This is a genomic window from Mucilaginibacter psychrotolerans (assembly GCF_004519315.1).
GTDB classification, from domain to species: domain Bacteria; phylum Bacteroidota; class Bacteroidia; order Sphingobacteriales; family Sphingobacteriaceae; genus Mucilaginibacter; species Mucilaginibacter psychrotolerans.
The window spans coordinates 16,293-42,583 of record NZ_SOZE01000030.1 but is presented as its reverse complement, the minus strand read 5'-3'; the positions used below and the strand labels follow the sequence as shown (position 1 = coordinate 42,583).

Below are 26,291 nucleotides of genomic sequence, written 5' to 3'. Positions count from 1 at the left end.
CCCAATAGCACATGAGCGCAACGCCGGTTATAGCCGTATTTGATGTTGGGAAAACCAACAAGAAGCTGTTCCTGTTCGACGAGGATTACCGCATCGTGTTTGAGCGTACGGCCCGTTTTACCGAAACCGCCGACGAGGACGGTTTCCCCTGCGAAAATATCGAGAGCCTGCGACTGTCTCTATTCGATTCCCTTACCGAGATATTCAGGCAGAAGGAGTTTGTGGTAAAAGCCATTAATTTTTCGGCCTACGGGGCAAGCTTTGTGATGATTGGCCGGGATGGCCTGCCCAAATGCCCTTTGTACAATTACCTGAAGCCGTACCCCGATGGATTGGACAGTAAGCTTTATGCCAAATATGGCGGCAAAGAGCCATTCAGCGTGCAAACTGCCTCCCCGCCCCTTGGTAACCTAAATTCGGGCCTCCAACTGTACCGGCTGAAGGAGGAGAAACCCAACCTATACAAGGATATCAAATACGCCCTGCACTTGCCGCAATACCTCAGCTTTTTGCTCACTGGGGAATACTGCAGCGATTTAACAAGCATAGGCTGCCATACCGCGCTTTGGGATTTTGAACAGAACCGCTACCACGAATGGGTGCAACAGGAAGGTATCATAGCCAAGCTTGCCCCTATCGAGGCTACCAATAAAACTTACTCCGCCCTATCGCCGGGCAGCAATTATGCCATTGGTACCGGCCTGCACGATAGCTCTGCGGCCTTGATACCCTACCTGGTGAACTTTACGGAGCCATTCGTGCTGATATCTACCGGCACCTGGTGCATCAGCCTGAACCCTTTCAACCACACGCCATTAACTGCCGACATGCTTAAGCAGGATTGCCTCAGCTACCTCGATTACCAGGGCAAACCGGTAATGGCTTCCCGGCTTTTCTCGGGTTTTGAGCACGAGCAGCAGGTAAAACGCATAGCGGAACATTTTGATATAGATGCGCTCATCTTCAAAACCATGCCCTTCGACAGGGATATGATGCGCAGACTCAAAGCAACGATACAAGCCGAGACCAGCTTCGCGGAGCGCGAGCTATCAACCTTCGCAAACGAAGCCGAAGCGTACCATCAATTTGTTACCGACCTGGTGAGGGCGCAGGTAAACTCCACATCGCTGGTGTTTACAGATGCGCCGGTGAAAAGGATATTCGTAGATGGGGGGTTCAGCAAAAACAGCATATTCATGAACCTGCTGGCCCTGGCTTTCCCGCATATCGAAGTTTTTGCGGCATCCATGGCCCAGGCCTCCGCCCTCGGCGCAGCGTTGGTACTCCACAAAAAGTGGAACACCAAACCCATCCCCAACGATATCATCGAATTGAAATACTACTCGGCAAGCCAAGGAATGCTATTGTAAAAAAGCGTAACCAATAAAAGGGCCGTTCCGTCCATAAGCTGGCGAAGCGGCCCTTTTTTTTTCCCTATTGGATTACATCAGCGGCGTTGCCAGCGTTACCTCGCGGTATTCCAGCATAGGCACTATCTGCCCGATAACAATGGTTTGGAAATGCGCTGAGGCACGGTGCGCGGCCACTGCAGCTTCGCTCTTGTAAGCTTCAAATAATATAATGGTGTTGGCATCTGCCTGGCTTTGGTTCACCTTGTAGTACAGGTTACCTTCTTCTTCCCGGCTTTTTTCTGCTAATTGCGGCAACAGCCTGAGCACATCATCCAACTTTCCTTCTTTAACCTGCCATTTGGCCAGCAGGACAATTGATTTTTCGCTTTCCATCTTTTTATAGTTTATGCTAAATTTAAGTTGTTGGCTCTAATATAGCAATTACGCTTTCGGCTACGCCTGTGGCAGAGGCGGGATTTTGGCCGGTAACCAAACGACCGTCTGTAACCACATAAGGTTGCCATGGACTGGCTGCGCTGTATTGGCCGCCGCGCTGTTTCAGGGCATCTTCCAGTTCAAAGGGCACGTCTTCTTTAGCGTAGTTTTCTTCTTCGGCAATACTGAAGCCCGTAACGTTTTTGCCATCGATAAGGTACGAGCCATCGTTCAGTTTTACGTTGATAAGTGCTACGGGGCCGTGACATACTGCGCTTACTACGCCGCCTTTTTCGTACATGTCGGCTAATATTTTCTGCACGGTTGGGTTCTCGGGCATATCAACCACGGGTGCCAGTCCGCCGGGTACAAAAACCGCATCGTAGCCGTCAACTGATACATCGTTGATGCTTGCGGTATTATTCATTTTTACTGCACCTTCATCAGCAAGGAAAGCGAGGTTCATGGCATCATCCAGTTCTACCATATCGATAGGTGCTACGCCGCCGTTTACGCTGGCGATATCGATATCATAGCCTTGTTTTTTGAAGGTTTGGTATGGGTGGGCAACTTCGGTAAGAAGGTTGCCGGTAGCGCGATTATGTGGGCCAATATGAGCTGCACTTGATACCACGAATAAAATTTTCTTTTTCATGACGTTAATTTTTTGATGATTCAATAATCGATTTTGTTTTGTTTTGATATATCAAATCTCGCAAATCGAGCCCCCTTGCTGCGAGGAGGCAAGTCACAAAAAAAGTGTGAGGGAAGTCACACCGATAGGCTTTATTTAGGATTAGAGTACAGCCTGCTTAGGGTTTCTCGGCTTACGCCGAGGTATTCGGCAATGTACTTTTTGGGTATCTGTTGCATCAGGTGCGGGTAAAGGCGGCCAAATTCTTCATAACGTCGCTGGGGGTTGCCTGCAAGCAGCGAGATGATGCGCCGCTGCTGGGCCACGTAGCCCTTGGTAAGCTTCACCCTGAAGAAGTGCTCCATCTTATGCAACTTGGCAGAAAGTTTTTCGCGGCCCTCCAGTTTTAGGCACAGCACCTCGGCATCGGCCATGCAGGTGATGTGCAGAGTTGCCTTCTTTTCGCCGAAATAAGCCTGGTAATCGGCCATCCACCAGTTCTCGCCGGCAAACTGCACGATATGCTCCTTCCCCTCCTCATCCAGATAAAACATCCGGAAGATACCCGAGAGGATAAGGTACTCGAAAGTGGCCTGGTCGCCCTCCTGTATCAGGTACTGGTGTTTCTTTACCCTTTTGAGCACGAAAAAGCTCTTGACGTATTCGAACTCTTCATCGCTCAGGTCAACTATTTCTTCGATGTGCTTGCGCAGTCTATCCATGGATGGCTTATGATGTTAGGCGTTGCGCAAGTTAAGCAATCATAGCTGAATAGCGATGCCGCCGGATGGTATAGGCAAGAAAATCGCGTTTAGGATTTTCCACCCCTGTTGAGCTTTATAGCCCATCATTAGACAGAAAACCAAACGTTCCGAAGGAACGTGAAAACGGCGGCTAATTTATCTACCAACCAATCGTTCCATACGGAATGATTTGGCGATCATCCCATGGGGATGTTTGGTTGGTAGAGAAAAGGCATCAGGTAGCCCACGTTCCATCCGGAACGTGTGGTGAAATCTGCGGTATGTCAAGTCATGGTCTATTACGCTCAAGAGGGTAATAGCACAGCCCCTGCGCTTAATATTTTAAACGCGATTTTCCTGTATGGTATAGGTTAGAAGCCGCACTTGCCTGCTATCGCCAAAACACCTACCTTTAATCATGAAGTTCGATGTTCACCTACCCTGCGATGCTTTGCTACCTTATGTGAAGCACTTGGTGATATCGGAGAACGAACAGGCAGCTACCTACCGCGTGTTGCCCGATACTTCGCTGGTCATCGGCTTCCAGTACCGGGGTAATCTGGCCTATGTGGATGATGAGGGAGCAAATCCCCTGGCTACGGCAGGCATCACAGGACTGATGGATACCTCGCGGGTTTTCCAAAATACGGCCGGCGTAGGTTCTGTGCTCGTAATTTTCCGGGAGAATGGCGCGGCAAGGTTCCTGAGCACGCCGCTTAACCAATTATTTGGCGAGAGCTTATCACTGGAACATTTTTTCGACAGGAACGCCCTTGCAGAATTAGAAGAAAAACTTGCTGCAGTCTCCGGCGACCAGCAACGCATCCATCTGGTTGAGCAGTTCCTCATCACCCACCTGCATAACCGCCAAACCGATTTGCTGGTGAGCCGGGCTTTGGAATACATCCATCAATCTAAAGGCACCATCCGCATGGGCGAGCTGGCTAAACTATTGCACATCAGTGCCAGCCCGCTGGAGAAACGTTTCAGGCAGGAGGTTGGCGCATCGCCCAAAAAGTTCGCCACCATTGTGCGGGCGCGCAACGTGCTGGCCGCTATGGAACAGGGCAACCAGCATTATGCAGAGTACCTTTCGGCTTTTTACGACCAAGCCCACTTCATCAAAGACTTCAAGAAATTTGCCGCCGTAACGCCCGAGCAATATCTCAAAAGCCTTAAATAAACGGATTTCTACAATCGCGGCCCACACTGGCGGACTACCTTTGAGCATCAAAAATCAAAACACGATGTTCACTTTACCGCAATTAAAAGCGGCACACGCCAAAGTAAAAAGCGGTGCCGATTTCCCTGCCTACGTACAGGAAATTATGCAAATGGGCCTGCAGTACTACGAGTTTAAGGTTGCAAATGGGCAAACCACATACCATGGCGCAGATGGCTTCAACATTAGCAGCGACCCAATTTATCCCGACAAAACCATCTCTACCGATGCTTCACCCGCAACCGTACGCCAAATTATAGCCGACCACCAGCAAGGCAAAAGCGATTTTATGAGCTTTTGCCAACTGGTTGCCGATGCAGGCGTGGTGAAATGGGTGGTAGATGCCCGAAGCATGCTTTGCAGTTATTATGACCTTGTGGGTAATACGATGGTTGCTGAGCCTATACCGCAAAGGTATTGACCCATTGAAAAAGGGGCTCTTTTTTCACCAGTTTGTTTCAAAGCAATTTTGCTTCATGGACAGTGCGCGTATTATATGCGATGATTTTGCGCAAATATAATACACAGCATTAGCTCGGGTGGTGACACTATTTTGACACCGTTGCATAATTTATAAAACATTGATTATAAGAAAATTACGAATCGCTCACGGTGTTCACGCGGCTGCGTGAACACCTAACACCCTCACCTACTGCAAATTACCTACAACAGGCTATTAAAGCACCTGGCCGGCGATTATGTTGTTCACCGTTCCTATCATCTCCAAGGCAAGGCGGTCGGCTTGTTGGGCATCAGCAGCTTCGGAATAGATGCGGATGATAGGCTCGGTGTTCGATTTGCGCAGGTGCAGCCAGGCTTTGCCAAACTCAATCTTCAGGCCATCGATGGTGCTGTGCGGCTGGTGCATATACTGTTCCCTTATCTTCAGCAGCAGGCCGTCGATATCCATCTCCGGCGTTAGCGTAATTTTGTTTTTGGAGATGTGGTAATTGGGGTAAGTACTGCGCAATGCCGATATGCTTTTCCCCGATTTGGCCAGGTGCGTAAGGAAAAGGGCAATACCCGCCAGCGCGTCGCGGCCGTAATGCAGTTCGGGATATATTACCCCGCCATTGCCTTCGCCGCCAATAACAGCGCCAACTTCTTTCATTTTGTTTACCACATTTACCTCGCCAACGGCTGCGGCATGGTATTCGCCGCCCGCCTGTTCGGTAACATCGCGCAGTGCACGGGTACTGGATAGGTTGGATACTGCATTGCCCTTGGTGTGCTGTAATACATAATCTCCCACGGCTACCAGTGTGTATTCTTCGCCAAACATGCTGCCATCTTCGCACACAAAGCAAAGCCGGTCTACATCAGGGTCTACCGCTATGCCCAGGTCGGCTTTCGTCTTCAGCACTTCTTGCGATAATGCCACCAGGTTTTCGGGAAGCGGCTCGGGGTTGTGCGGGAAATGACCGTTCGGCTCGCAGTACAGCTCGTGGATGGTATCCACGCCCAAAGCCTTCAGCAACGCCGGTACGAAAATGCCACCCGTGGAGTTTACGCAATCTATCACGATGCTGAACCCGGCTTTCGCTATGGCTTCTATATCTACCAGTGGTAAGGCCAGTATCTTATCAATATGCTTTTGCAGGTAGCTATCATCTGCGGTTACTTTGCCCAGGCTATCTACACCTGCGTAGATAAAGTCGCTGGCTTCGGCTATTTCGAGTACTTCTTTGCCATCTGCATCGCTAATGAATTCGCCTTTGGCGTTCAGCAGCTTCAGCGCGTTCCATTCTTTGGGGTTATGGCTTGCGGTGAGGATAATGCCACCTGCTGCCTGTTCATCCGGCACGGCTACCTCTACCGTTGGTGTGGTAGATAGCCCAAGATCTACCACATCTATACCTAAGCCTTGTAAGGTTCCTAAAACGAGGTTATTGGCCATCTGTCCCGAGATTCGCGCATCGCGGCCCAGTACTATTTTTTTGATACCCGAGCGTTTTACCGCCCAACTGCCGAATGCCGAAGTAAATTTTACGATATCCAGCGGCGTAAGGCCCTCGCCTGCTGCGCCGCCAATGGTGCCACGTATGCCCGATATTGATTTGATGAGTGTCATAGCTGCAAGTGTTAATCGTTAAATTTCCATCGCACAAAAGCTTCGATGGCTTCGTATTCGGCCAGACCGAGCTTGTTGTACATGCGTGCGGTTTCCTGTGTGCGCTGTTCGGCCCTTACCCAAAATTCGCGTGCATCATCGCCGGGGAACACCGGCACGTCCTTTTGCGATTGGTGCTTAAATATCGCCAACCGCTTGCGTATCACTTCCTGCGGCGATAGCGGTACGGCCATCTCTATCTCGTGTATCTCAAACTCGTGCCAGGCACCGCGGTAAAGCCATATCCAGCAATCTTTTGTCCAGGCTTCGCCCATGCCGCGCAGCCTGTTGAATGCCTCGAGGATAATCTCGAAACATACCTTATGCGTGCCGTGCGGGTCGGCAAAATCGCCGGCGGTGAATATCTGCTGCGGTTTTACCTCGCGAAGCAGCTGCATGGTTTGGGTTATGTCGTCTTCGTACGATACGTTTTTATCGAATTTGCTGCGGTCGTAAAAAGGCAGGTCCATAAAGTGGATGCGTGGGTCGGGCAGCCCGGCAAGGCGTGCACCGGCAATGGCCTCGCCTTTGCGCACCAATCCCTTCACGGTGCGTATGGCCTCTGTATCGCTTTGATTGGGCTGCTTGCTTTTAAAAAAAGCCGACATGCTGCTGTACAAGTCTTCCAGGTAAGTGGCATCCTGCCCCTGCGAACGGGCAAAATCCATGGCAAATTCTATGTAGCGCAGCACCTCCTCGTCCCAAACTGCCGTATTGCCAGATGTTTGATAGGCCACGTGCACCTCGTGCCCCTGGTCGGCCAGGCGAATGAAGGTACCGCCCATGGATATTACGTCATCATCCGGGTGGGGCGAGAATACGATGGAGCGCTTTATCGCCGGTTCGGCACGCTCGGGCCGCTGGCTATCATCGGCACTGGGCTTACCACCCGGCCAGCCGGTAATGGTATGCTGCAACTGGTTGAATATGCTGATGTTGATATGATAAACCGGACCAAAGGCCGTGGCCAGTTGCGCCATGCCGTTGTTGTTGTAATCGGCCTCGGTGAGTTTCAGGATAGGCTTATCTACCCGTCCAGCCAGCCAAATCACTGCCTTTTTGATGAGGGTATCGCTCCACACGCAATCTTTCACCAGCCAGGGCGTATCAAAACGGGTAAGCGCAGCGGCAGCTTCGGTATCTGTTACGAATTGTACATTGGCCGAGCCTTGCAGGTAAGTGGCAGGCACATCAGAAGTTTGCTCACCCTCAACGGCCTTGCGGATAATGGCGGCTTTTTTACCGCTCCAGGCCAGCAGGATAATTTCCCGCGCCTTGTAAATGGTGCCTATGCCCATGGTGATGGCTTTGGTGGGCACATTCTCTTTACCGCCGAAATCTTTAGAGGCATCGCGGCGGGTAAGTTCATTAAGGGTTACCAGCCGGGTACCCGAGTTGGGTGCCGAGCCGGGCTCATTAAAGCCGATATGGCCGGTGCGGCCAATGCCCAACAGCTGCACATCGATGCCGCCGTAGCTGTTTATCTTTTGCTCGTAGGCGAGGCAAAAAGCGGGGACATCTTTCTCAGCAAGCCTGCCATCGGGGATGTTTACGTTGCCCATATCAATGTCTACATGGTCGAACAGTTGTTCTTTCATAAACCGCACGTAGCTTTGCCCGGCATCGGGCTGTATGGGATAGTACTCATCCAGGTTAAAGGTTACCACATTGTTAAAGCTGAGGCCTTCCTCACGGTGCAGGCGTATCAGTTCGCGGTACACTTTTATGGGCGATATGCCGGTGGCCAGGCCAAGTACGGCCGGCTTGCCTTCGGCTTGTTTTTGCCTGATGATGGTGGCAATGCGCGCCGCCACATCGCGACTGGCAAGGGCATCATTATCATATATTTTAACGGGTATTTTCTCGTAGCGTGTTTCTTCGAGCAGGTTCAGCAGCATATTATTTTATATCGTTGGTTTGTAAATATTGTTCCCATGCCCAGGCCGAGCGCATCATTTCGGCTATGCCATGTTTGGCCTGCCAGCCCAGTTGCTGAGTTGATTTGCGCACATCGCCCCATACTTTTACAATATCGCCGGCACGTCGCGGGCCAATGTGGTAATTGAGTTTTACCCCGGTATTTTCCTCAAAGGCGCGTATCAGTTCTAATACCGTGTAACCTGTGCCGGTACCTATATTGAATACATCGTAGTTAGAAGTACCCTCTTGCTTTTCGAGCAGTTTAAGGGCGGCGATGTGGGCAGCAGCCAGATCGACTACATGGATGTAATCGCGGATGCAGCTACCGTCGGGCGTATCGTAATCATCGCCGAAAACCGTAATGGGGCCGCGTTTGCCTGCTGCGCTTTGGGTAACGTATGGTACCAGGTTTTGGGGCACGCCCGATGGCAGTTCGCCTATCAATGCCGAAGCATGCGCGCCAACCGGGTTAAAATACCGCAGGGAGATGATGCGTTTGAGGCTATCTGCAGCGGCAATATCCTGCAACATTTCTTCGGCTACTTGTTTGGTGTTGCCATAGGGCGATTCCGCTTTTTTTACCGGCGCGGCTTCGCTCACGGGCAATTCATCGGGCTGTCCGTAAACGGTGCAGGAGGATGAGAACACGAGGTTGAGCCGCCTACCTTCGAACACCTTAAGGATATTGAGCAGCGAATCGAAGTTGTTGCGGTAATACTTCAGCGGCTCGGCGACTGATTCGCCAACCGCTTTGTGCGCCGCGAAATGGATAACGCCCGCTATATCTTCGTTGTCGGCAATCAGCCGGGCCAGCTGCCCTTCATTGCAAAGGTCGATATAATGGAAAGCCGGCCTTACGCCGCTTATCATCTCTATCTGGTCCAGTATGCCTATGCGCGAATTGCTCAGGTTATCTGCGATTACGGGCTCGTAGCCGGCGCATAGCAATTCCAATACCGTGTGGGAACCTATATAACCAAGTCCACCGGTTACCAATATTTTGGTCTTCATGTCTGTCTGTTTTTTAGAAGCTTTTTAAAAGTGTAATTCGTTTTAACATAGGATGATTCTCCGGGGAGGAATTGAAAGTAGAGACGCAATACTTTGCGTCTCAGTTATGCAAATCAAATCCTGCCAATCCGCATTGCACGGTGGGAGACGCAAAGTATTGCGTCTCTACAAAAAACAAGGCACTTTTAAACAGCTTTTTTAGAATCCGCTATCGTCCAAGGCAAAGGTATTTTTACGGTTCTTCCATTTCCCGCGCGTAAAATCGGGGAATTGCTGTGGCGCGTTGCCTTCTTTCAGCGATTTCTCTGACAGCGGCGTAATCACGCTCATGGTAAGCGAATCGTACACATCTATTGGTGTTTGTTTCTTTTGCTTAACCGATTCCACAAAGGCGTTGAACACGAACCAGTCCATGCCGCCGTGGCCGGCGCCTTCGGCCAGGTGCTCGTTCTTTTTCCAAAGCGGGTGGTCGTATTTTTCCAGCCAGGTATCGGCCCTGTCCCACAAATCGTCCTTTTCCGATTTGCCGTCGATGTAAATGGCATTATTCACATCCATCCATAAGCCCTCGGTGCCCTGCACCCTAAAGCCCAGCGAATACGGCCTTGGCAGGTGCGTATCGTGGCTCAGCATTACGGTTTCGCCATTAGCGCAATTGATCATGGTGGTGGTAACATCACCGTTTTTGAAGTTGATTTTGGCATTCTTGTTCCCCGGCGAAACTTTATCGATATAGGTATTCAGCCCCCGTGATTTAGAAGAAAAAGATACCAGGTTGGTAAAGCGGTTGCCACGGTTGATGTCTACATAGTTCATTACCGGGCCAACGCCGTGGGTAGGGTAAATATCGCCGTCGCGGTCTACATTCCATTGGGTGCGCCATTGCGATTCGCCCATGGTGTTGGGGCCAAACTCGCCGCCCTTGCCGTAAAAGCTTTTACCATCGTTGAACAATATGCCCCTTAGATCGTGCTGATAGCCGCCCTCCAGGTGTACAATCTCGCCGAAGAGGTTCTGGCGCACCATGTTCAAAACAGCCATTACATCACGTCGGTAACATACGTTCTCCAGCGTCATGTAAGGCATTTTAGTTTCTTCGTGTGCTTTCAGTATATCCCAGTGGTCTTTTTCGGTTATACCGGCAATTACTTCGCAACCTACGTATTTACCGGCGCGCATGGCATCTATGGCCTGGTCTTTATGGAACTGCCACGGCGTGGCGATGATAACGCCGTCGATATCTTTGCGTTCCAGTAGTTTTTTATAAGCATCCAGGCCGCCGGTGTATTCTGCCGGGAGCTTTTTGCCTGCCTTAACAAACTGCGCGCGGCAGTACTTGAGCGAGCTTTCCTGTATATCGCAAATGGCTACGATCTCTACATCATCGCGCAGCAGGCCCTCGCCTATGTGGTTGCGCCCGCGCAGGCCAACGCCTATATAACCCAGTCTTACTTTGTCGGCATTCTTGCCGAATAAAATACCCGAAGGTAAAATTGTTAAACCCGCTATGCCTGTGGCACTGCTCTTAACAAAATCTCTACGATCCATATAATTTTAGTTTAGTTGATGATTGTAATTGTCTAGTAGGCGTACAACGGGTTTCCGCGGTTTGCGGCTAAAAAACCGTAGTACAATGTAATAATAAGATATGATGGTTTTCATGGCTTGCTATTGTGTTAAATTCCAGGGCATTTACCGAAAGATACCGCCCTGAAAAACGCGCTCTGATGGAAATCGGGTTCGGGGGCTTCTATCCTGCTCCAGCACATAAAGTGGGGCTGTGGCAGTCCGTCGCCGCATTTGTAGAAATTTACCCTGGGTTGGATATTGCATAGCGATAAACCCGGGTGATAAATAAACACCGATGCCGGGATGCTTAAGGTAAGCTCCCAATGGGCATCCTCACCCAATTCATTTTTGATTACAGATTGCTTGCGGATGCTTTTCAGCACCTCTACAGGGATAAACGTGCGCCCCTCTCTGCCCTCGCCATACATCATCATGCAGGTACCTATATAGTTAAATTCGAGGTTGTAGTAGCGATCATCATCTTCAAAAGCGATGAAAAACTCTACGCAGCTATCCTCGTAAACCGGGTCGTTGTATTGGGTGTAATCTGCTTTAAGATGCTGCTCCTGCACGTAAAACTTCAAAAAGATGTTGCTTTTATCGTGTGCTATGGCAAAAGATGCATTGGGCGCGCTGCCCACTGCCCCCCAGGGCAAATGGGTAATGCGGTGGCGATCCAGCCGGTCGAGTTGCGTCGATAACACATCCGGCGATGCTGCCCCCTGCGCGGCAAGCCAGGGTATTGATATATCTACCAGCGTATCCATCAGTTTGTAGCAGGGCTTAAGCTTTCCATCTCCGTTAATATCATGTCTTGCATTTCGCTTGCCTTATCATTCAGCATCAGGAACAGCCTGAACTGCGCCCTGGCCCGTTGCAGGTTATGCCCGGGAAATTTGGTTTTGAAATAAACGTCGCCGTTGATATGGTCTGTAAGGAAACGCACAGCCTGCATAAAAGGCAGCAGCAAAGCGCCTTTCATCAGCGAATCAACTTCTGTTGCTTCCAGGAATTTCGCGGCTTCTTTTAGATAGCCCTTTACGTAGGCCTCAAATAAAGGCATGTTGAGCTGTATTTTATCCAAATCTGCTTCGTCTTCGGTACTGGTGTTGATGATAGTGCGTATGGCATCGCCAAAATCATAGGCAACGTAACCGTCCATCACTGTCTCCAGGTCGATAACGCATTGGGCCTTATCGTTACTATCCAGTAGCACGTTGTTGAATTTGGTATCGTTGTGGATAACGCGTTTGGGCAATGCGGCTACCTGCCCGGGCTGTTGAAAGTACTGCATCGATTCGGCGTACTTCGTCACGATATCCAACTCTGCGGCCACCGACGATACGCGACCTGCTGCATTATTGGCAATGGCTTCGCTCAGTTGCTGCAAGCGGTATTGTATGTTGTGGAAATTGGGTATCACCTCAAACATCTCGCCCGGCGCAATATCCGAAAGCATGTACTGGAACTTGCCGAAGGCCTTGCCGCCCTCATAGGCCTGGGTTGGCGTAGATACCACATCGTAGCTTTTGGTATCGCTTAAAAAGTAAAACATGCGCCAGTAATCGCCAACACTGTCCTGGTAGTAAAAACGGCCATCGGTAGCGGGTATCAGGGTCATCACCTCTTTCAGCGGGTCGCCGGAGCCGTTTTGGGCGAGCTTGCATTTAAGGTGTTCGGTTACCTTGCGCATGTTATCGGTAAGCTTCTCTACATTGGTAAAGATGTGATGATTGATACGCTGTAACAGGTAATCGGGCCCCGAAGATGTGGCGTTTTTGAGAAAAAAGGTATCGTTGATATGGCCCGACCCATAGTTTCGGGCCGAATCTACCGCGGCCGAACAATTGAAGTTGGCCACTACCTCTGCTATTTGGTTAACAATTTGCACTTATGTATGGTGTTTTTTGCCAGCCAAAAGGGGCAAGCTCCCTTTTGGCAATTTTTGTTTATATAATGATCTCCGGAAAGCCTGGAGCCCGCCGGTTATTTTTTGTTTATGAATTGGTAAACAGGCAGGCGCTCGGGGCCGGCGTGTTCTGTTAAAGTTAACGGACCCCTAAATATACTTCCCTTATCGTCTTTCCAAAGCCCTTTGGGCAGCTTAATTATTTTTTGCCCGTCTTTTGCCAGCACGGGGGCAACCAGGTACTTGTTACCGAGCATAAACTGCCCTTTTTCATCAGCAAAACCCTGCCCGGGGAACGCATATTCCATGCTGCGCACAATGGGCGCACCCGTAGCAGCCGCCTGTTTAGCCAGCTGCAATATGTAGGGCACGTACTTTTGCCTCAGCGCAACAGCTTGCTTTACAATAGCGAGGTTTTGCTTGCTCAATACCCGCCAGGGCGCAACTGAAAACTGCATCATGGGCATCAGGGCCGAGCATTGGGCCGAGCGCACGATGAGCTCTTCATCCAACTTACCGCCATCGCGGAAGGAGCCGAACTCGCCGCCGCCAATCATATCCGGGCAGGTGAACTGATAGCCCAGCAAGCCGGCAGTGGTAATATGCGGGATGAGTTTCTGCAAATCTGTCCAGGTGTGCTGCTTATCGCGCAGGCGTTCTACCAGCGGCTCTCCGCCCATTTTCCACATCGCCCTATATTCGTTCAGCGGAAATGAAAGGCCAATCTCGCCCCAGAGCCTGCTTTGCTCATTGGGCGTTGCAGGCGCAAAGGACAAGGCGTCGGGCGGATAGAAGTCGGCATCGCCGGCATCCAGCTTAAAACCATCCAAATGATAAGTTTGCTGCATATAAGCCAGCCTGCCGGTAAACCATTTCCGGGCATCTGGATTGGTAAAATCGAGCACGGTGCTGTAGCCGTTCCACCAGGGGATGATTGCGGGATTAAGGGCCTTATCGCGCGTAATGGCTGCATTGCCGCCGTTGCTCATCAGCAGTAGCTTTTTCTCCAACAGCTCCCTAAACACCTCGGTATCCGGGGACACGAAAGGACTTATCCAAAGCATCACCCTAAAACCCAGGCTATGCAGGGTATCCACCATGGCGGCAGCGTTGCTGAAGCGGTCCTTCCTAAAATCGAAGCGGCCATAATAGTCTGCCCAGTTATCGTCGATCATTAATACCCCCGGCGGGAAGCCGTTATCTATAATGGCGCGTGCATATTTCAATACGTCGGCCTGGTTTTGGTTGTAGGTGAGTTCTATCCAGGTATTGTACTGCGGGCGGATGAACAGTAAGGTATCGGGCAATTTCCCCTTGGCCGGGAAAAACCGTTTGGAGGCACTGGCTACGGCATCGCGCAGGTTGGTTGCTGCCGAATCGATAATCAGCGCCGCCTTAGCGTCACTTATCAGCAGCTTGCCCCCGGCAAAAGCAAACTTAAATGGCTCTTCGCTCCATATAAAACGGCCCTTGGTTGATACCAGCAAAGGGGCAGCCTGGTTACCGCGGGTATCGCCATACATATTCAGGCTATAACCATCCTTAAAGGGCATCAGGTGGGCATCGTTCACCGCACCGCCAAACCATTTTTCGCCATCTTTTATGGTGATGGTGGTTTGGGCGTGCAGTTGTGTTGCCATAAGGCAACACGCCAATATCAGGAAGAACCGCTTTTTTAATACAATTATCATCTCAGGGCACTATCAGTTAACTTTTACGGTGTGGTTTAGCTTGTTGTAGCCGGTTGCAGCCTCCCAAACATCGGTATTCGCTAAGCGGATGCTATACTCGGGGCGGGCGGCGATGCTGCTATAAGCATCGGGCAGGCTCAGCAGCATTTCGTAATCGCCGGCTGGCATGTCGGCAGGTATTTCGATGCTTTCGATAACCTTATTGTCGCCGCTGTACCATTTGCGCACATCGGAAGCCAGGTCGAACGATTTAATATCGCCGGTTGCCTTGTTGCGCAGCAGCAATTTAGCTGTACGCTTGTTATACGGCGATGCGTAGCCTTTGTTGGTGATGTTCAGCGTAATTTCCATTTTGGTGCCGTGTACCACGTTATCGGGCAAAACGGCACTTTTCAGCACGAAGCGGTAGCCCAGGTTGCGTTTTACATTATCCATACAGCCGCCGTCCTGCCAATCGTTGGTAACCTCGGTATTGTAATGTGCGTTGATAAAGCTGTAGTGCAGTGCGGCCAGTTCTGCTTGTACCTGGCCGCCGGGTTCGCAGTCGTTGGTTGGGCTGTAACCGTCTGAGCAGGTTTCGCCGCCTACAGCCACAAATTTGCTATCGGCTTTAAAATAATCTTTTAATGTTTTTAGCACCCCGCCGTCAGAGCTACGCGGACTGGAGCTATTGCCGTAGTCTTCATAGGTGCCAAAATCGTTGCTGCTGGCCAGCAGGCAATCGTTATGGTAAGCCAGTCGTGCAATATCCGATTGGTTGAAGGCCTGGCTTTCGGTAAGTGCCGGTGAAGTAATCAGCGCGTTTACGCCGAAGATGAAGCGTTGTTTTATCTGCGGGTAGCGCACCTGCACCATCCTATCGGCGGGTACGGCATCCAGCATAGCTTTTATCACCTCTATCCTATCGTTCCAGTTGGCATCTGTAAGCTTGCCCTGTGTTGCGTTGGATGACGCATCGCCAAAGAAATCTGAATAGTATTGCTCGCCCCAAACGCCTATGAAACCCAGTTGCACTGCTGCAATAACATCCGCATTGGCCTGCAATACCGGTTTCAACTGTGCAATATGGTTAAGGATGATGGTTTTAGGGGCATCACCGTAAAGCGGACAAATAAAGCCCTCTGCACAGCCGCCGGGTTTAGCCGTAGCAGTGTAAACAAAACGCGGGATAAGCTTTACACCTGCAGTGCGGGCAACGGCAAAATCCTTGGCCAGGTTATCCAGGAACGATGCGGCGATGGGTTTGTTCACCACATCATCCAGCACGTAGTAGCGGAACACCAGCGTGCTCAACACTTTATAATTAGCCGTTTCTATAGATTCCAGCGAGCGGTAGCCTTTTAATTCATCTACGTTCAGAAGCGTATAACTGCTGGAGTGCGTTTCAGAATAGCGGTAGAAGCCACGCTCGGGGTTGGGGAAATCCTCGGTACTTTCGGCGTAGGTAACGTTTATCTTCTCCACCTTTACCAGGCCGGGGTCGGTATCTTTGCACGATGGTGCCAGCAATGTTGCCATTGCAATTAAAGCCATACCATATCGTGTGAGTTGTTTAATCATGATCTGAATATTTTTAAAGTTTGAAAAAAATGCCGCGTTTATACAGCCAGTAACATAGGCCCCACTCGGCCAATAACGCTGCCAAAGCAGACACCACCGCCGCTATGCCCGCAGGCAGGCCGAAGAACAGGCTAAGCATTTGCCCGCTGAATATGCTCACCGCATGATTAACCCATTGCACGCCCACCGTTTCGAAAAACAGGTAGATGAAGATGGCGTTCATGCCCATTACGGTGGCTATCCAGGCGTATCGTTTATATTGCTTCACATCTACCAGCCAGTAGGTTGCGGCGAACATCAGCAACACCCAACCACCCGCAGCGAATGCGAACGAACTGGTGCTGATGCGTTTGATGATAGGCGTTATGCCTGCCCCATCCAACCCGAAACCGATGGCAAGGCAAAGCAGCCCCGCAATTACCAGGGCTTTTATTTTGTAAGCAGGCGTTTGGGCGGATATCAGTAGTTTGCCCGCCAGCACGCCCCAGATGGTATGCGCTGCCGTGGGTATGCAGTTGATGGCTACCCAACCGTCGGTGTTTATTTTGCCCATCAGCAGGGTATCCGCATACGAGCCGAAGTTATGCCCCTCCACGAAGGGTTGGTCAAAGCCGGGCATCAGTATGGTGCGGTAGAGCACTTCGGTAAGCACTAACAAGCCAACTGAAAAGCCCACCTGGAATGCAAAAGAACGGTTGATGATAAGGTATGCCAGCAGCGTGGTGAAGGCTAACTGTGTAAGCACGTTCCAAAGCTCCCACACCGGACGGCCCGCATAAATGCAATGCAATGCCACGCCGCAGATGAACAGGCGCAGGCAGCGCTGTAACACGTGCTTTAAGTTGCTGCCCGCGCTGATGCCTTTTTGCGCCTTGCGGCTGTAAGCGATATACATAGCCGCACCTGCCATAAACATAAATGCAGGTTGTACCAGATCCCAAAAACGCAGGCCATGCCATGGGTGATGAAAAAACTGGTCGATAAGGCCTGTGGCAGGCTGCGCAGAGTTAACGTGCTTTATGGCTTCGTAAACCGCGCAGCTTTCGCCGCAGAGCAGTATCATGATGCAGCCGCGCAATACATCAAGGGATGCAAGGCGACCGTTCGCCGCTTTATCAGCAATTGCGTTAGTGGTCATTCAGTTATGCGATGCGCTGTGTTTACCTCAGAATTCCGTTGTTTTTTCGGTGTTTTTCGTTGCTTTTCGGTGTTTTTCCTGGTTATTCGCTCATATCCAGAAAGTAGCTGTCACCACCTTCATCAGGCGCATCGCCCAGTACCACGCTCCAGTCGTTTTTGATAGCCTGTAAAGCAATACGGAGGCCCGAACCGGTCAGGCCCTTCAGCTTGCCACGTGCTATGCGCACCTCAAACTTCACCGAGCCGCCTTCATCTTTTACCGTACCTACAGTATAGGCTTCGGCTATCGACTGCTGATCGAACGAAAACGCAGTTTGTGCACCGGTATGGTAAAATATATCTACACCCGAGGTTAGCAATTGCCCTTCGAGCAGTATATCGTAACCGCCGCCGGTGAATGTGCCAGTTAGCAGCCCCGTGCCGGCATCGTTGTCAGAATCCATGTAGATGTCGAAGATGTTGGCATCGGCTTTTTGACCAGCCATTTCGCCGTACAGGTATATATAGTTGCCGTCGTAGTCAAACTTCACATTCTGGAAGATGCCCTTCTTGCTGCCCAACGGAACCACGAATTTGGTTACGGTGGCCCAATCAGCAAGGGTGCCATCGTCTATCTTTACCGGCGATGTTTTGGCAATGCGCAGCACGGTAGATGATTCGGCCGTTTTGCCGTTTACCGATGCGGTGAGCGTAGGCACGTATTTGCCTTTGCCAGGGTAGGTGTGGGTTGGGCTGGCATCCGTAGAGGTGGTGCCGTCGCCAAAATCCCATTTATAATTACTTACGCCGGTGGTGGTTACTTTAAAGGTGGCCGTGCTGCCATCAACCGTTACGTCGTAAGCCAGGTCGGTCTGTGGTACGTAATTATCCTTTTTACAGGAGCTTATGAATGTACCTGCCAGGGCTAGGCACAACAGGCATAAATGCGTTTTGATACTTTTCATTTCAGTATATATTTTTTGATTCCTGTTATCGTAATTTATGGATTTTGCGTGGCTTTAGGGTTGCTCAATATCTCATCAACCGGCAGGTAATAAATTATCCTGGGGTTTGTATAAGGTACGGTAAGGTTGGCATAACCCGTAGGCTTCTTGCTTAAGTCGATATCGGTTTCTTTTAAGCCGGCGATATGGTAACCCCAATAGGTTTTATCCAGCGAACGCTTATTGCGGTACACATCGTAAGTGCGCTGCCCTTCAAAAGCCATCTCTATACGTTTCTCATCAAGTACCACATCCAGTGCGGTTTTACCGCCAGGCAATACTTTGTTGTATAATGATGCTTCCAAACCGCGGTTCTTGCGAATCATATCTACATCGTCCAATGCTGCTGCGGTGGCACCTGTTTTAGCTTCAGATTCTGCCTTGATGAGGTACATTTCGGCCAGCCTGAACATGATGGGCGAACTAAGGTTAGGCCTTCCATCCTGGAAAGAGAATTTGGTAATGTAGTACATCTCGATACCGTTCTTTTTCTGTACCACACCTGCACCATCTTTTGCAGGCGATATGTACGACCAACGCACATCCTCGGGATGAGCCGACATCAAATCGCGCAGCGACGAAGAAGCATACTCTTCTCCCCAGCCAGAGTTACCATCTGAGTAAATCATGGATGCGATGGAACCGAATTTACCGTAATCGTCAGTCTGGGTAAAGGCAACGCAGAATATAACCTCCGGACTGGTTTTGGCATTGGCAAACAAGGCCGGGTATGTAGCTTTTGTAGATAGCTGGAACTTGCCCGAGTTGATTACTTTATTAGCATACTCCAAAGCTTTGGCGTTATCTTCTTTATAGATGTTTACGCGGGCAAGCAAAGCCCAGGCAGCCTCCTGCGATGCATATTGCACGCCGCGTGGCTGGGTCATCAATCCGGCGGCTTTTTCGGCATCGGCAGTAACGGCATCGTACACTTCTTTTACGGTAGAGCGCGCCTTTTGCGATTCGTCGGTAAGGTTTGTACGCAGTATTACGCCGGGGGCAGTTGGGTCTACGCTATAGGGTTTACCGAAGAGCCTCACCAGGTTAAAGTGGCAAAATGCGCGCAAAAAGTAGCACTCGCCCAGCAACTGGTTGGTTGCTGCATCTGTTTTGCCCGATTTTTCTACCGCATCTATCACGGTGTTTACGCCCGTGATAATTTTATACGATACGTACCAGAAGTAGCGGGTATTGCCCTGCGCAGGCGAATGGCCCAGCGTAAAGCTATAATACAATGGGTCGGTAGTTACCTGGCCGCATACGATGTCGTCGCTGGCAAAGTCGCTCAGGTGGTAAAACTGGCGCAGATACATGTTATTCTGGTCAACCGTACCGTTGAATTCTATGTGATCTTTAAGCAGGGCGTAGGCACCGTTAAGGGCATTGGTAAGCCCATCGGTGGTGGTTACCAGGGTCTCGGTGCTTATGGCATCGCTGGGGGCAACCTCTAATTTCTTACAGCTGGTTGCCGCTATGAGGGCTATGGTGATCAGCGTGGTTATCTTTGTTTTCATATTGTTACGTGCTAAGCAGCCTGTTTAAAAGTTAAAGTTAACGGTGAACAGATACTGGCGGTTGTTAGGATACTTGAAATCTGACACGCCCGGGGTGGAATAGCTACCCGGCTGTATGGTGGTTTGCGGGTCTTGCCCCAAAAAGTTGGAGAAAGTTGCCACGTTATCGGCTGTAAGGCCAACGGTTATGCCATCCATATTGATGCTTTTGGCCCAGGCCTTTGGCAGCGTGTAGTTCAAAGCAATGTTCCTGATGGTAAAATAGCTGCCGTCTTTAAGGTAACGGGTAGAAGTTTCGGTAGAGTTGGCCGAGTTTTGCGGGCTCGGTTCGGTGGCCTGCGTATCGCCCGGGCCGCTCCAAATCTTGCTGCCGGCAGGCAGTTTTATCTGGTTGTAGTATGGTTCGTGGCCATCGTTCATCATAAAACGGAGGTTGTTGCTGAACACTTTGTTGCCGTAGTTGAAGTAAGTGCTTACGCGCAGGCCAAAGTTTTTGTAGCGCCAGCTGTTGTTAAAACCACCCTGGAATTTTGGCAGAGCCGAGCCAACTTCCTGCGTGGTAGCTTGTGAATAATCGGATGTTTTTTCGCTGGCTACGGCTTTGCCTTCGGCATTGTATATCAGTTTCTCCCAAACCGGCGCGCCTGTTTGCGCATCTACGCCCAGCCATTTAGGCATGTAAAACTCATACAGGTTGCCGCCGTTGCGGTATATCTGCGATATGCTCCACGAGCCGGTTTTCACGATATCTGCCGGCAGGCCGTAAAGTTTGTTGCTGTTGAAGTTGATGGTAAAATCGGTATTCCACTCAAAATCTTTGGTTTGGATATTGGTAGAGCTGATGCCGACTTCAATACCTCTATTAATTACGTTACCCGCATTCTCCCACTTGGTTTCAAAACCTACCGATAGCGGCTGCGATACCTGTAGCAACAGGTTCTTGGTGTTGTTGCGGTACACATCAACCGTTAGGTTAACACGTTTAAACAGACCTATATCGACACCTAAGTTTACCTGATGCTTGCTCTCCCAGGTAAGGGTTGGGCTGGCCAACTGGTAAGGCACCGCTCCTACCAGCGAGTTATACTGCGTGGTAAGTGAGTACAGCCCCAGGTAGCGCGACGAGCCGATGTCCTGCGTACCGGTTACGCCGTAGCTGGCCCTTAATTTAAGGTTGCTGATGATGCTGTTATCGGCCAGGAAATCTTCTTTGCTGGCCAGCCATGCGGCGGATACCGATGGGAACGCACCATACTGCTTGCTTGGCGCAAAGGCCGATGAACCATCGTACCTGAACGAGGCCGACAGGAAGTACTTGTCTTTATAGCCATAGTTAAGCTGCGATAGCAACGATTGCAGGTAAGACTTGCTATTAGAGCCGTTTACCAGTTGATTGTTTGATACTACGTTGAGCACCTTCAAGCCCTCCGGCAGGCCCTTACCCGATGCGCCAGAGTACTCGGTTTGCCCGCCCTCGAAAGCTGCGCCTGCAAAGCCGCTGATAGCATGGTCGCCCAGGCGGAAATCGAACTTAAGCAACTGGTTGGATACGATGCCGTAGTTAAGCGTGTTCGACTCGTCGATATAGCCTGTGCCGTGGTAAGTACCCGCAGCCACCGGCGATACGTAGTTTACGCCTTTATTGAAACCGGCTGCTACCCTATTGGTGCTGGCAAAAGTAAGCCAGTTGGTAATGTGGTAGTTGATGCCGAGATCGTAGTTAAGATCGAAACCTTTATAGCTGTGTTCGGAGTTTTGTACGGTGTTGATGGGGTTGATCTTATCGCGCGACCACCATTTGAATGTTGAGTTGCCGTCTACATAAATAGGATTGCCGGCAGCATCGTAAGGGTTATCCCAGGGCAGATTAAGGAACGAGTAATACAAATCCATGTAATCGTAGCTTTTACCCATAGCGCCGCTGAGGTTGATATTGTTGGTAATATCCAGCTTTTTTGAGAAATGGTAGGTAGAATTCGCACGCAGGTTGATGCGCTGGTAATCGGTATTGAGGAAAGTACCTTTCTCTTTATAGTATGATGCACCTACGTAGTAGTCGTTCTTTTCGGTACGGCCCGAAGCTGAAAGATAGAAATTGTACATAGGCGCAGTCTTGAACGATTCGTGCGACCAGTCGTAATCCTGGTTGCGCAGCGATTGCGGCCTTTCCGAGTAGAACTTGTTCAAGTCTATCTTATAAGAGTTGTCGGTAGCACCAACGATGTAATCGCGGTAAAATTCTTTTTGGTAATCGTAAAGTTCGTTGCTGTTCATCAGGTTCATCTTGCCGAAATCGGCCGTGCGGAAACCGCTGGATACTTTGGCTTCGAACTTGGTTTCGCCCTGTTTGGCCTTTTTGGTGGTTACGATAATAACACCTGCGTTGGCCTGCGAACCGTAAAGCGCGGTAGAAGCCGCATCCTTTAATACGGTGATGCTTTCCACATCGTTAGGGTCGTAGTTCCCCCCAATGATGCCATCAACCACAAACAGCGGGCTTTGGTTGGCGTTTACAGATGATACGCCGCGCAACCTTATCTCCGGCGAAGAGCCCGGCGCTCCGGAGCTGTTTACCACCTGCAAACCGGCTACCTTGCCTTGCAGCATGGTGCCTATGTTGTTTGCGGTAACATCTTTTAGCTTATTGGCCGATACCACAGTAACGGCACTGGTAAGCTCGTCTCGCTTTTTGCTGCTGTAACCTACTACAACAACATCGCTAAGTACCTGCACGTCTTCGTCCAGCGTGATGGCAACATTGGTTTGCCCTGCGGTAACGGCAACCTGTTTGGGCAGGTAGCCTACAAAGCTTACCAACAGGGTTGATGCGCCATTGGGTACAGCTAGCGTAAACTCCCCGTTTACGTTGGTAACGGCGCCATTGCCTGCGCCTTTTACAGAAACGTTTACGCCGGGCATAGGCAATCCATCCCGCGTTGCCGTAACCCGGCCTGTAATCTTCTGGCCCTGGGCAAAGCTGCCCAGGGATGCCAGGAAGATACAACAACAAATGAGTAATAGTTTTCTGATCATATCTCGTGAGTTTGTTTAAATTATTAATACAGTGATTGGTACTTGTAAAGTTGGGGTAAATAAATTATTAAACTATGGTTGTCCCCCGGCAGCTCAGGGTTCATACATGGGCGCAAACGTTTGCGCAGGTTTACGCAAACGTTTGTGTAATTTTCACGCAACCGTTTGCGTAAAATGCATGTACATGGACAAAACACCAACAATTATTGCGCTAAATGCCGCAAGCGGGATTATATAACTGCAAAAAGCGCAATTGAACAACGATTTATTTGGCAGAATGATAAAGCACCATCTCCGAATCGATGATGTGCTGAAGCGGCGGAAGTTCGGTAGCGCCGGGGATTGCGGCGTTGTTGATGAGCTTGAAGAGGAACTCTGCCGCCATGGACGACTGGCGGTAAGCGAACTGTTCTATAGAGGCCAGCGGCAGGCTATCCATGTATTCCCAAATGGGCAGGTTGGCAAAACTCACAAAGCTGATATCGCTGTTAACCTTTAGCCCTGCGGCTTTAACGGCTGCAATACAATCCAGCAAAACATAATCATTGAATACGATTACAGCCGTGGGCGATTCGTCCAGCGCGATGAGTTTATGGATGGCTTTGAGGTTACCTGCTTTAGATAAATCGGTAGATACGATGATATCCTGCTCAAGTACCAGTTGATTCTCTTTGAGGCAGCTGGCGTATATCTGCAGCCGCTGCCTTGTGGCGGCAAGCTTTGCCGGGCCGTTGATGAGCCCGATACGCTTGTGGCCCATGCTTACCAACTTACTGATAGCCTGCAACATACCCGAATGTAGATTACAGGATACGAAATTGATATCGCGTTTATTGGGTACCCTATCAAAAAAAACCACGGGGATATTGTACTTTTTAAGGTTATCGAAATGATCGTAAGTGGAGGTTTCTTTGGTGAGCGAAACCAGGATGCCGTCTACCCTGTGGTCCTTCATATTCTCCACAATACGCTTCTCGCGCTCGAAATTCTCCAGCGATTGCCCGATGATCACGTTATAGTTATTGGCTTCGGCAGCGTCCTCTACCCCTGTCAGCGCTGCGGAAAAGAAGGGTTCAGACAGGCTGGGCAACACCACCCCTATCGAATACGTTTTGCGTTCTTTAAAGTGAATGGCCGAGCGATTCACCTCATAACCAATCTCTTTAGCCACCTTTTGCACGCGCATGGTGGTTACCAGGCCAATGCTCGGATGATCGCGCAGTGCCCGCGATACGGTAGACACCGATACGTTTAACCGCTTAGCGATCTCTTTAATGGTAGGTAGTTTGTTCATGGGTTTCAGCGGTAGCCTGCTCTCTCGATTGCTCTAAGATAGCATTACTTGCCAAATAGCGCAATACAGTTATCCGGACGGCGGGCGCTGGCGGGCGCGTTTGTCCAACTTTATTTTATAGAAAATCGGGCGCAAACCTGTAAAATGATACCAGCGCGTGATGGCGTAAACCTGGAGAGAATCGCCCCGGCACTTGATACAAACGCCGCAAAAAACCTTAAAAAATCTGTGCTTTTCTGCGTTTATCTGTGGTGCCGGATATTTTTTAGATAAACTAAAAAAAACGGCCTTTTATGCATAGAAATGGCTTGCAGCAGATAGATGCCTGCAAAAAAAGCTTCAGCTTATTCTAATAATTGCACACATTTTAGTTGTGGTTTTCCAGGAGATTCCAGCCGGGTTATGGGTTTAAAAAAATGCCGTCGCGATGCACCTCTTCTCAGCCACCAGCCGTATTATGCCTTCGTCTTACTATCCCTGCGGTACCTTACCCGCGCGCTAACCCAGCATGCTGCAAGCGCTGTAAAATATTAGATACAATCAATTATTAAGCAACATTTAACATTATTGTGCATCTAATGGATAGAAAGTTGTTAATCTTTGTATCCCTAATTAATTATAGTTTAAATAATTTGCCAATGAAAATCCAAATTTCAATAGGCTATTATAGATAAACAGTAGCGTTACACCGATTTTGAATTTTAAAGCCCATGGGATATTGCCCTGTAAGCTAGCCCCTTTTTCAATTTAATGATCAACAAATGGAACTAAAATATTTTACGCTTTGTACGCGTAACATTGACAGCGAAATAGATTTCTGTACCGGGAAACTTGGTTTCCGGGTGTTTAAGCATACCAAAATTTTAAATCAGCGGCAGTGTACTATCCTGGTAAAGGATAATGGCGACAAGGCCCTGATGCTGATAGAAAGTGATGATAAAAACAAAGCAGGTAGCACCGTTATTTTGAATACCGACGACTTTCTGAAAGACCATTTTGAGCTGAAAGGCGTTGGCGTTAATTTTTTAAGCGAACCTGAATACACCATGGCCGGCATTGCCGCAGCATTTGAAGACCCTGATGGTAACCGATGGGTATTGATAGAAGAACGCGATTACAGTGCTAACTAAAAACGGTGGATATGGATTACTTAAAAGTGCTTAGAAACAATAACAAGATAGCGTATAAAACATTTTATATGGGTACCGATAAGCAGTTAGCCCCTGACCTTACCATGCGCTGTGTATTTAACGGCAACGAAAAATGCAGTATAGGCCACCGCAACCTGCTTTTAGACAGCGATTCGATGCTGGTACTGAATAAGGGCACCCAGTACGCAAGCTGTGCCGGGTCTGAAATACCGGCGAGATCGTTCGCTATCAGTTTCGACGAAAAATTTGTAGCTGACTTTAACCGAAGCGTACGGTTAAATTCCAGGCAGTTGCTGGATGTGCAGCAAAACAATGGTACGCTGCCCGAATTAGGTGAAACGCTTTATCCCTTTAACGGCGATCTGAAGCAAACGGTTTTGCATTTGAAACACCACCTGGACGATGGACTGGATAATGAGTTGCTGATCAACGAATATTTACACCATTGCTTAATTACCTACCACAGTTTATATAACCGGCAGATTTATCAAAAGGCGGAGCAACTGCATATTCTGAACCGCAGCACCCGTATTGAAATGATCCGCCGCCTTAACCTGGCCCGCGAATACCTGTACAGCAACTTCGACCGCACCATCCATTTAGAAGAACTTGCCGAAAATTCCTGCTTATCAATTAATCATTTGTTGCGCACGTTTAAGCAGGCCTTTGGCCAAACCCCTCACCAATACCTCACCGATATACGGCTACAAAAAGCGCGGGTAATGCTTAAACAAACCGAATGCCCGGTTAACGAGATCGTAAATACCATTGGGTTTGAAAACCCCAGTTCGTTTATACGCCTGTTTAAAAAGAAGATGAACACTACGCCAATGGCGTACCGGCAATCTGCCTGATAACCAAACCAGCCCCAATTTCTACATAACAGTATTGTTACCGTTCCGCGCCTTGCGAGACGGTAACAATGGTGATTTCGGCACATTGCCGGCATTTGGCAAACTCTATAATTGCCTTTTCATGGCAGGTACCAACAACTGGTACCTGCTTTTACATTTACCATAA

21 protein-coding genes are annotated in these 26,291 nt (G+C 49.6%); 5 read left to right on the top strand and 16 right to left on the bottom strand.

Translation table 11 applies throughout. From position 1 onward, the window contains the following. The first annotated feature begins 11 nt into the window (after positions 1-11). Positions 12-1,370, top strand: a complete 1,359-nt coding sequence (locus E2R66_RS22010; RefSeq protein ID WP_133234848.1) for an FGGY-family carbohydrate kinase — start codon at positions 12-14, stop codon at positions 1,368-1,370. Between the two features lie 72 nt (positions 1,371-1,442). Here the strand turns inward: E2R66_RS22010 and E2R66_RS22005 are convergent, their stop codons facing one another. From E2R66_RS22005 to E2R66_RS21995, 3 genes are all read right to left on the bottom strand, one after another. Further along, positions 1,443-1,745, bottom strand: a complete 303-nt coding sequence (locus tag E2R66_RS22005; protein ID WP_133234846.1) for a putative quinol monooxygenase — start codon at positions 1,743-1,745, stop codon at positions 1,443-1,445. 22 nt (positions 1,746-1,767) lie between these two features. After that, positions 1,768-2,442, bottom strand: a complete 675-nt coding sequence (locus E2R66_RS22000; protein ID WP_133234844.1) for a type 1 glutamine amidotransferase domain-containing protein — start codon at positions 2,440-2,442, stop codon at positions 1,768-1,770. A 131-nt stretch (positions 2,443-2,573) separates the two neighbouring features. Continuing rightward, positions 2,574-3,143: a Crp/Fnr family transcriptional regulator gene (locus tag E2R66_RS21995; RefSeq protein ID WP_133234842.1), complete on the bottom strand. Its 570-nt coding sequence runs from the start codon at positions 3,141-3,143 to the stop codon at positions 2,574-2,576. A gap of 439 nt (positions 3,144-3,582) precedes the next feature. On the opposite strand from E2R66_RS21995, the gene E2R66_RS21990 reads away from it, so the two are divergent. Next, complete coding sequence (locus E2R66_RS21990) at positions 3,583-4,347, top strand: helix-turn-helix domain-containing protein (RefSeq protein ID WP_133234840.1); 765 nt, start codon at positions 3,583-3,585, stop codon at positions 4,345-4,347. A 64-nt stretch (positions 4,348-4,411) separates the two neighbouring features. Beyond that, the gene (locus E2R66_RS21985; protein WP_133234838.1) at positions 4,412-4,807 is read left to right on the top strand and encodes a DUF1398 domain-containing protein; all 396 of its coding nucleotides are present in this window, start codon (positions 4,412-4,414) and stop codon (positions 4,805-4,807) included. 255 nt (positions 4,808-5,062) lie between these two features. Here the strand turns inward: E2R66_RS21985 and glmM are convergent, their stop codons facing one another. The 13 genes from glmM to E2R66_RS21920 form a co-directional block, all read right to left on the bottom strand. Then, positions 5,063-6,457, bottom strand: a complete 1,395-nt coding sequence (glmM, locus tag E2R66_RS21980) for a phosphoglucosamine mutase (protein ID WP_133234836.1) — start codon at positions 6,455-6,457, stop codon at positions 5,063-5,065. A gap of 11 nt (positions 6,458-6,468) precedes the next feature. Continuing rightward, positions 6,469-8,394 carry a glucosamine-6-phosphate deaminase gene (nagB, locus tag E2R66_RS21975; RefSeq protein ID WP_133234834.1) on the bottom strand — a complete coding sequence of 642 codons (1,926 nt, stop codon included), beginning with the start codon at positions 8,392-8,394 and terminating at the stop codon, positions 6,469-6,471. Between the two features lies 1 nt (position 8,395). Further along, entirely contained in the window at positions 8,396-9,427 is a 1,032-nt protein-coding gene (gene galE, locus E2R66_RS21970) for a UDP-glucose 4-epimerase GalE (protein WP_133234832.1), read from the bottom strand. A 198-nt stretch (positions 9,428-9,625) separates the two neighbouring features. Then, the gene (locus tag E2R66_RS21965; RefSeq protein ID WP_133234830.1) at positions 9,626-10,975 is read right to left on the bottom strand and encodes a Gfo/Idh/MocA family protein; all 1,350 of its coding nucleotides are present in this window, start codon (positions 10,973-10,975) and stop codon (positions 9,626-9,628) included. A 128-nt stretch (positions 10,976-11,103) separates the two neighbouring features. After that, positions 11,104-11,763, bottom strand: a complete 660-nt coding sequence (locus E2R66_RS21960; protein WP_133234828.1) for a carbohydrate-binding family 9-like protein — start codon at positions 11,761-11,763, stop codon at positions 11,104-11,106. Next, complete coding sequence (locus tag E2R66_RS21955) at positions 11,763-12,887, bottom strand: phosphotransferase enzyme family protein (RefSeq protein WP_133234826.1); 1,125 nt, start codon at positions 12,885-12,887, stop codon at positions 11,763-11,765. Before E2R66_RS21955 ends, E2R66_RS21960 begins: the two co-directional genes overlap by 1 nt. A gap of 95 nt (positions 12,888-12,982) precedes the next feature. After that, positions 12,983-14,545 carry a glycoside hydrolase family 31 protein gene (locus E2R66_RS21950; protein ID WP_240049435.1) on the bottom strand — a complete coding sequence of 521 codons (1,563 nt, stop codon included), beginning with the start codon at positions 14,543-14,545 and terminating at the stop codon, positions 12,983-12,985. Positions 14,546-14,608: 63 nt separating this feature from the next. Continuing rightward, the gene (locus tag E2R66_RS21945; RefSeq protein WP_133234822.1) at positions 14,609-16,156 is read right to left on the bottom strand and encodes a DUF4832 domain-containing protein; all 1,548 of its coding nucleotides are present in this window, start codon (positions 16,154-16,156) and stop codon (positions 14,609-14,611) included. 13 nt (positions 16,157-16,169) lie between these two features. After that, positions 16,170-17,294 (bottom strand): acyltransferase family protein, encoded by a 1,125-nt coding sequence (locus tag E2R66_RS21940; protein ID WP_133234821.1) that lies wholly within the window; start codon positions 17,292-17,294, stop codon positions 16,170-16,172. An 82-nt stretch (positions 17,295-17,376) separates the two neighbouring features. Further along, on the bottom strand, positions 17,377-18,240 hold the full coding sequence (locus tag E2R66_RS21935; protein WP_133234819.1) for a PKD domain-containing protein: 864 nt from the start codon (positions 18,238-18,240) through the stop codon (positions 17,377-17,379). A gap of 35 nt (positions 18,241-18,275) precedes the next feature. Next, entirely contained in the window at positions 18,276-19,793 is a 1,518-nt protein-coding gene (locus E2R66_RS21930) for a RagB/SusD family nutrient uptake outer membrane protein (protein WP_133234817.1), read from the bottom strand. Positions 19,794-19,817: 24 nt separating this feature from the next. Then, entirely contained in the window at positions 19,818-22,826 is a 3,009-nt protein-coding gene (locus E2R66_RS21925; protein ID WP_133234815.1) for a SusC/RagA family TonB-linked outer membrane protein, read from the bottom strand. A 265-nt stretch (positions 22,827-23,091) separates the two neighbouring features. Then, positions 23,092-24,120: a LacI family DNA-binding transcriptional regulator gene (locus E2R66_RS21920; RefSeq protein ID WP_133234813.1), complete on the bottom strand. Its 1,029-nt coding sequence runs from the start codon at positions 24,118-24,120 to the stop codon at positions 23,092-23,094. A 761-nt stretch (positions 24,121-24,881) separates the two neighbouring features. On the opposite strand from E2R66_RS21920, the gene E2R66_RS21915 reads away from it, so the two are divergent. After that, positions 24,882-25,250 carry a VOC family protein gene (locus tag E2R66_RS21915; RefSeq protein ID WP_133234811.1) on the top strand — a complete coding sequence of 123 codons (369 nt, stop codon included), beginning with the start codon at positions 24,882-24,884 and terminating at the stop codon, positions 25,248-25,250. Between the two features lie 11 nt (positions 25,251-25,261). Further along, the gene (locus E2R66_RS21910) at positions 25,262-26,125 is read left to right on the top strand and encodes a helix-turn-helix domain-containing protein (protein ID WP_133234808.1); all 864 of its coding nucleotides are present in this window, start codon (positions 25,262-25,264) and stop codon (positions 26,123-26,125) included. The last annotated feature ends 166 nt before the right edge of the window (positions 26,126-26,291 follow it).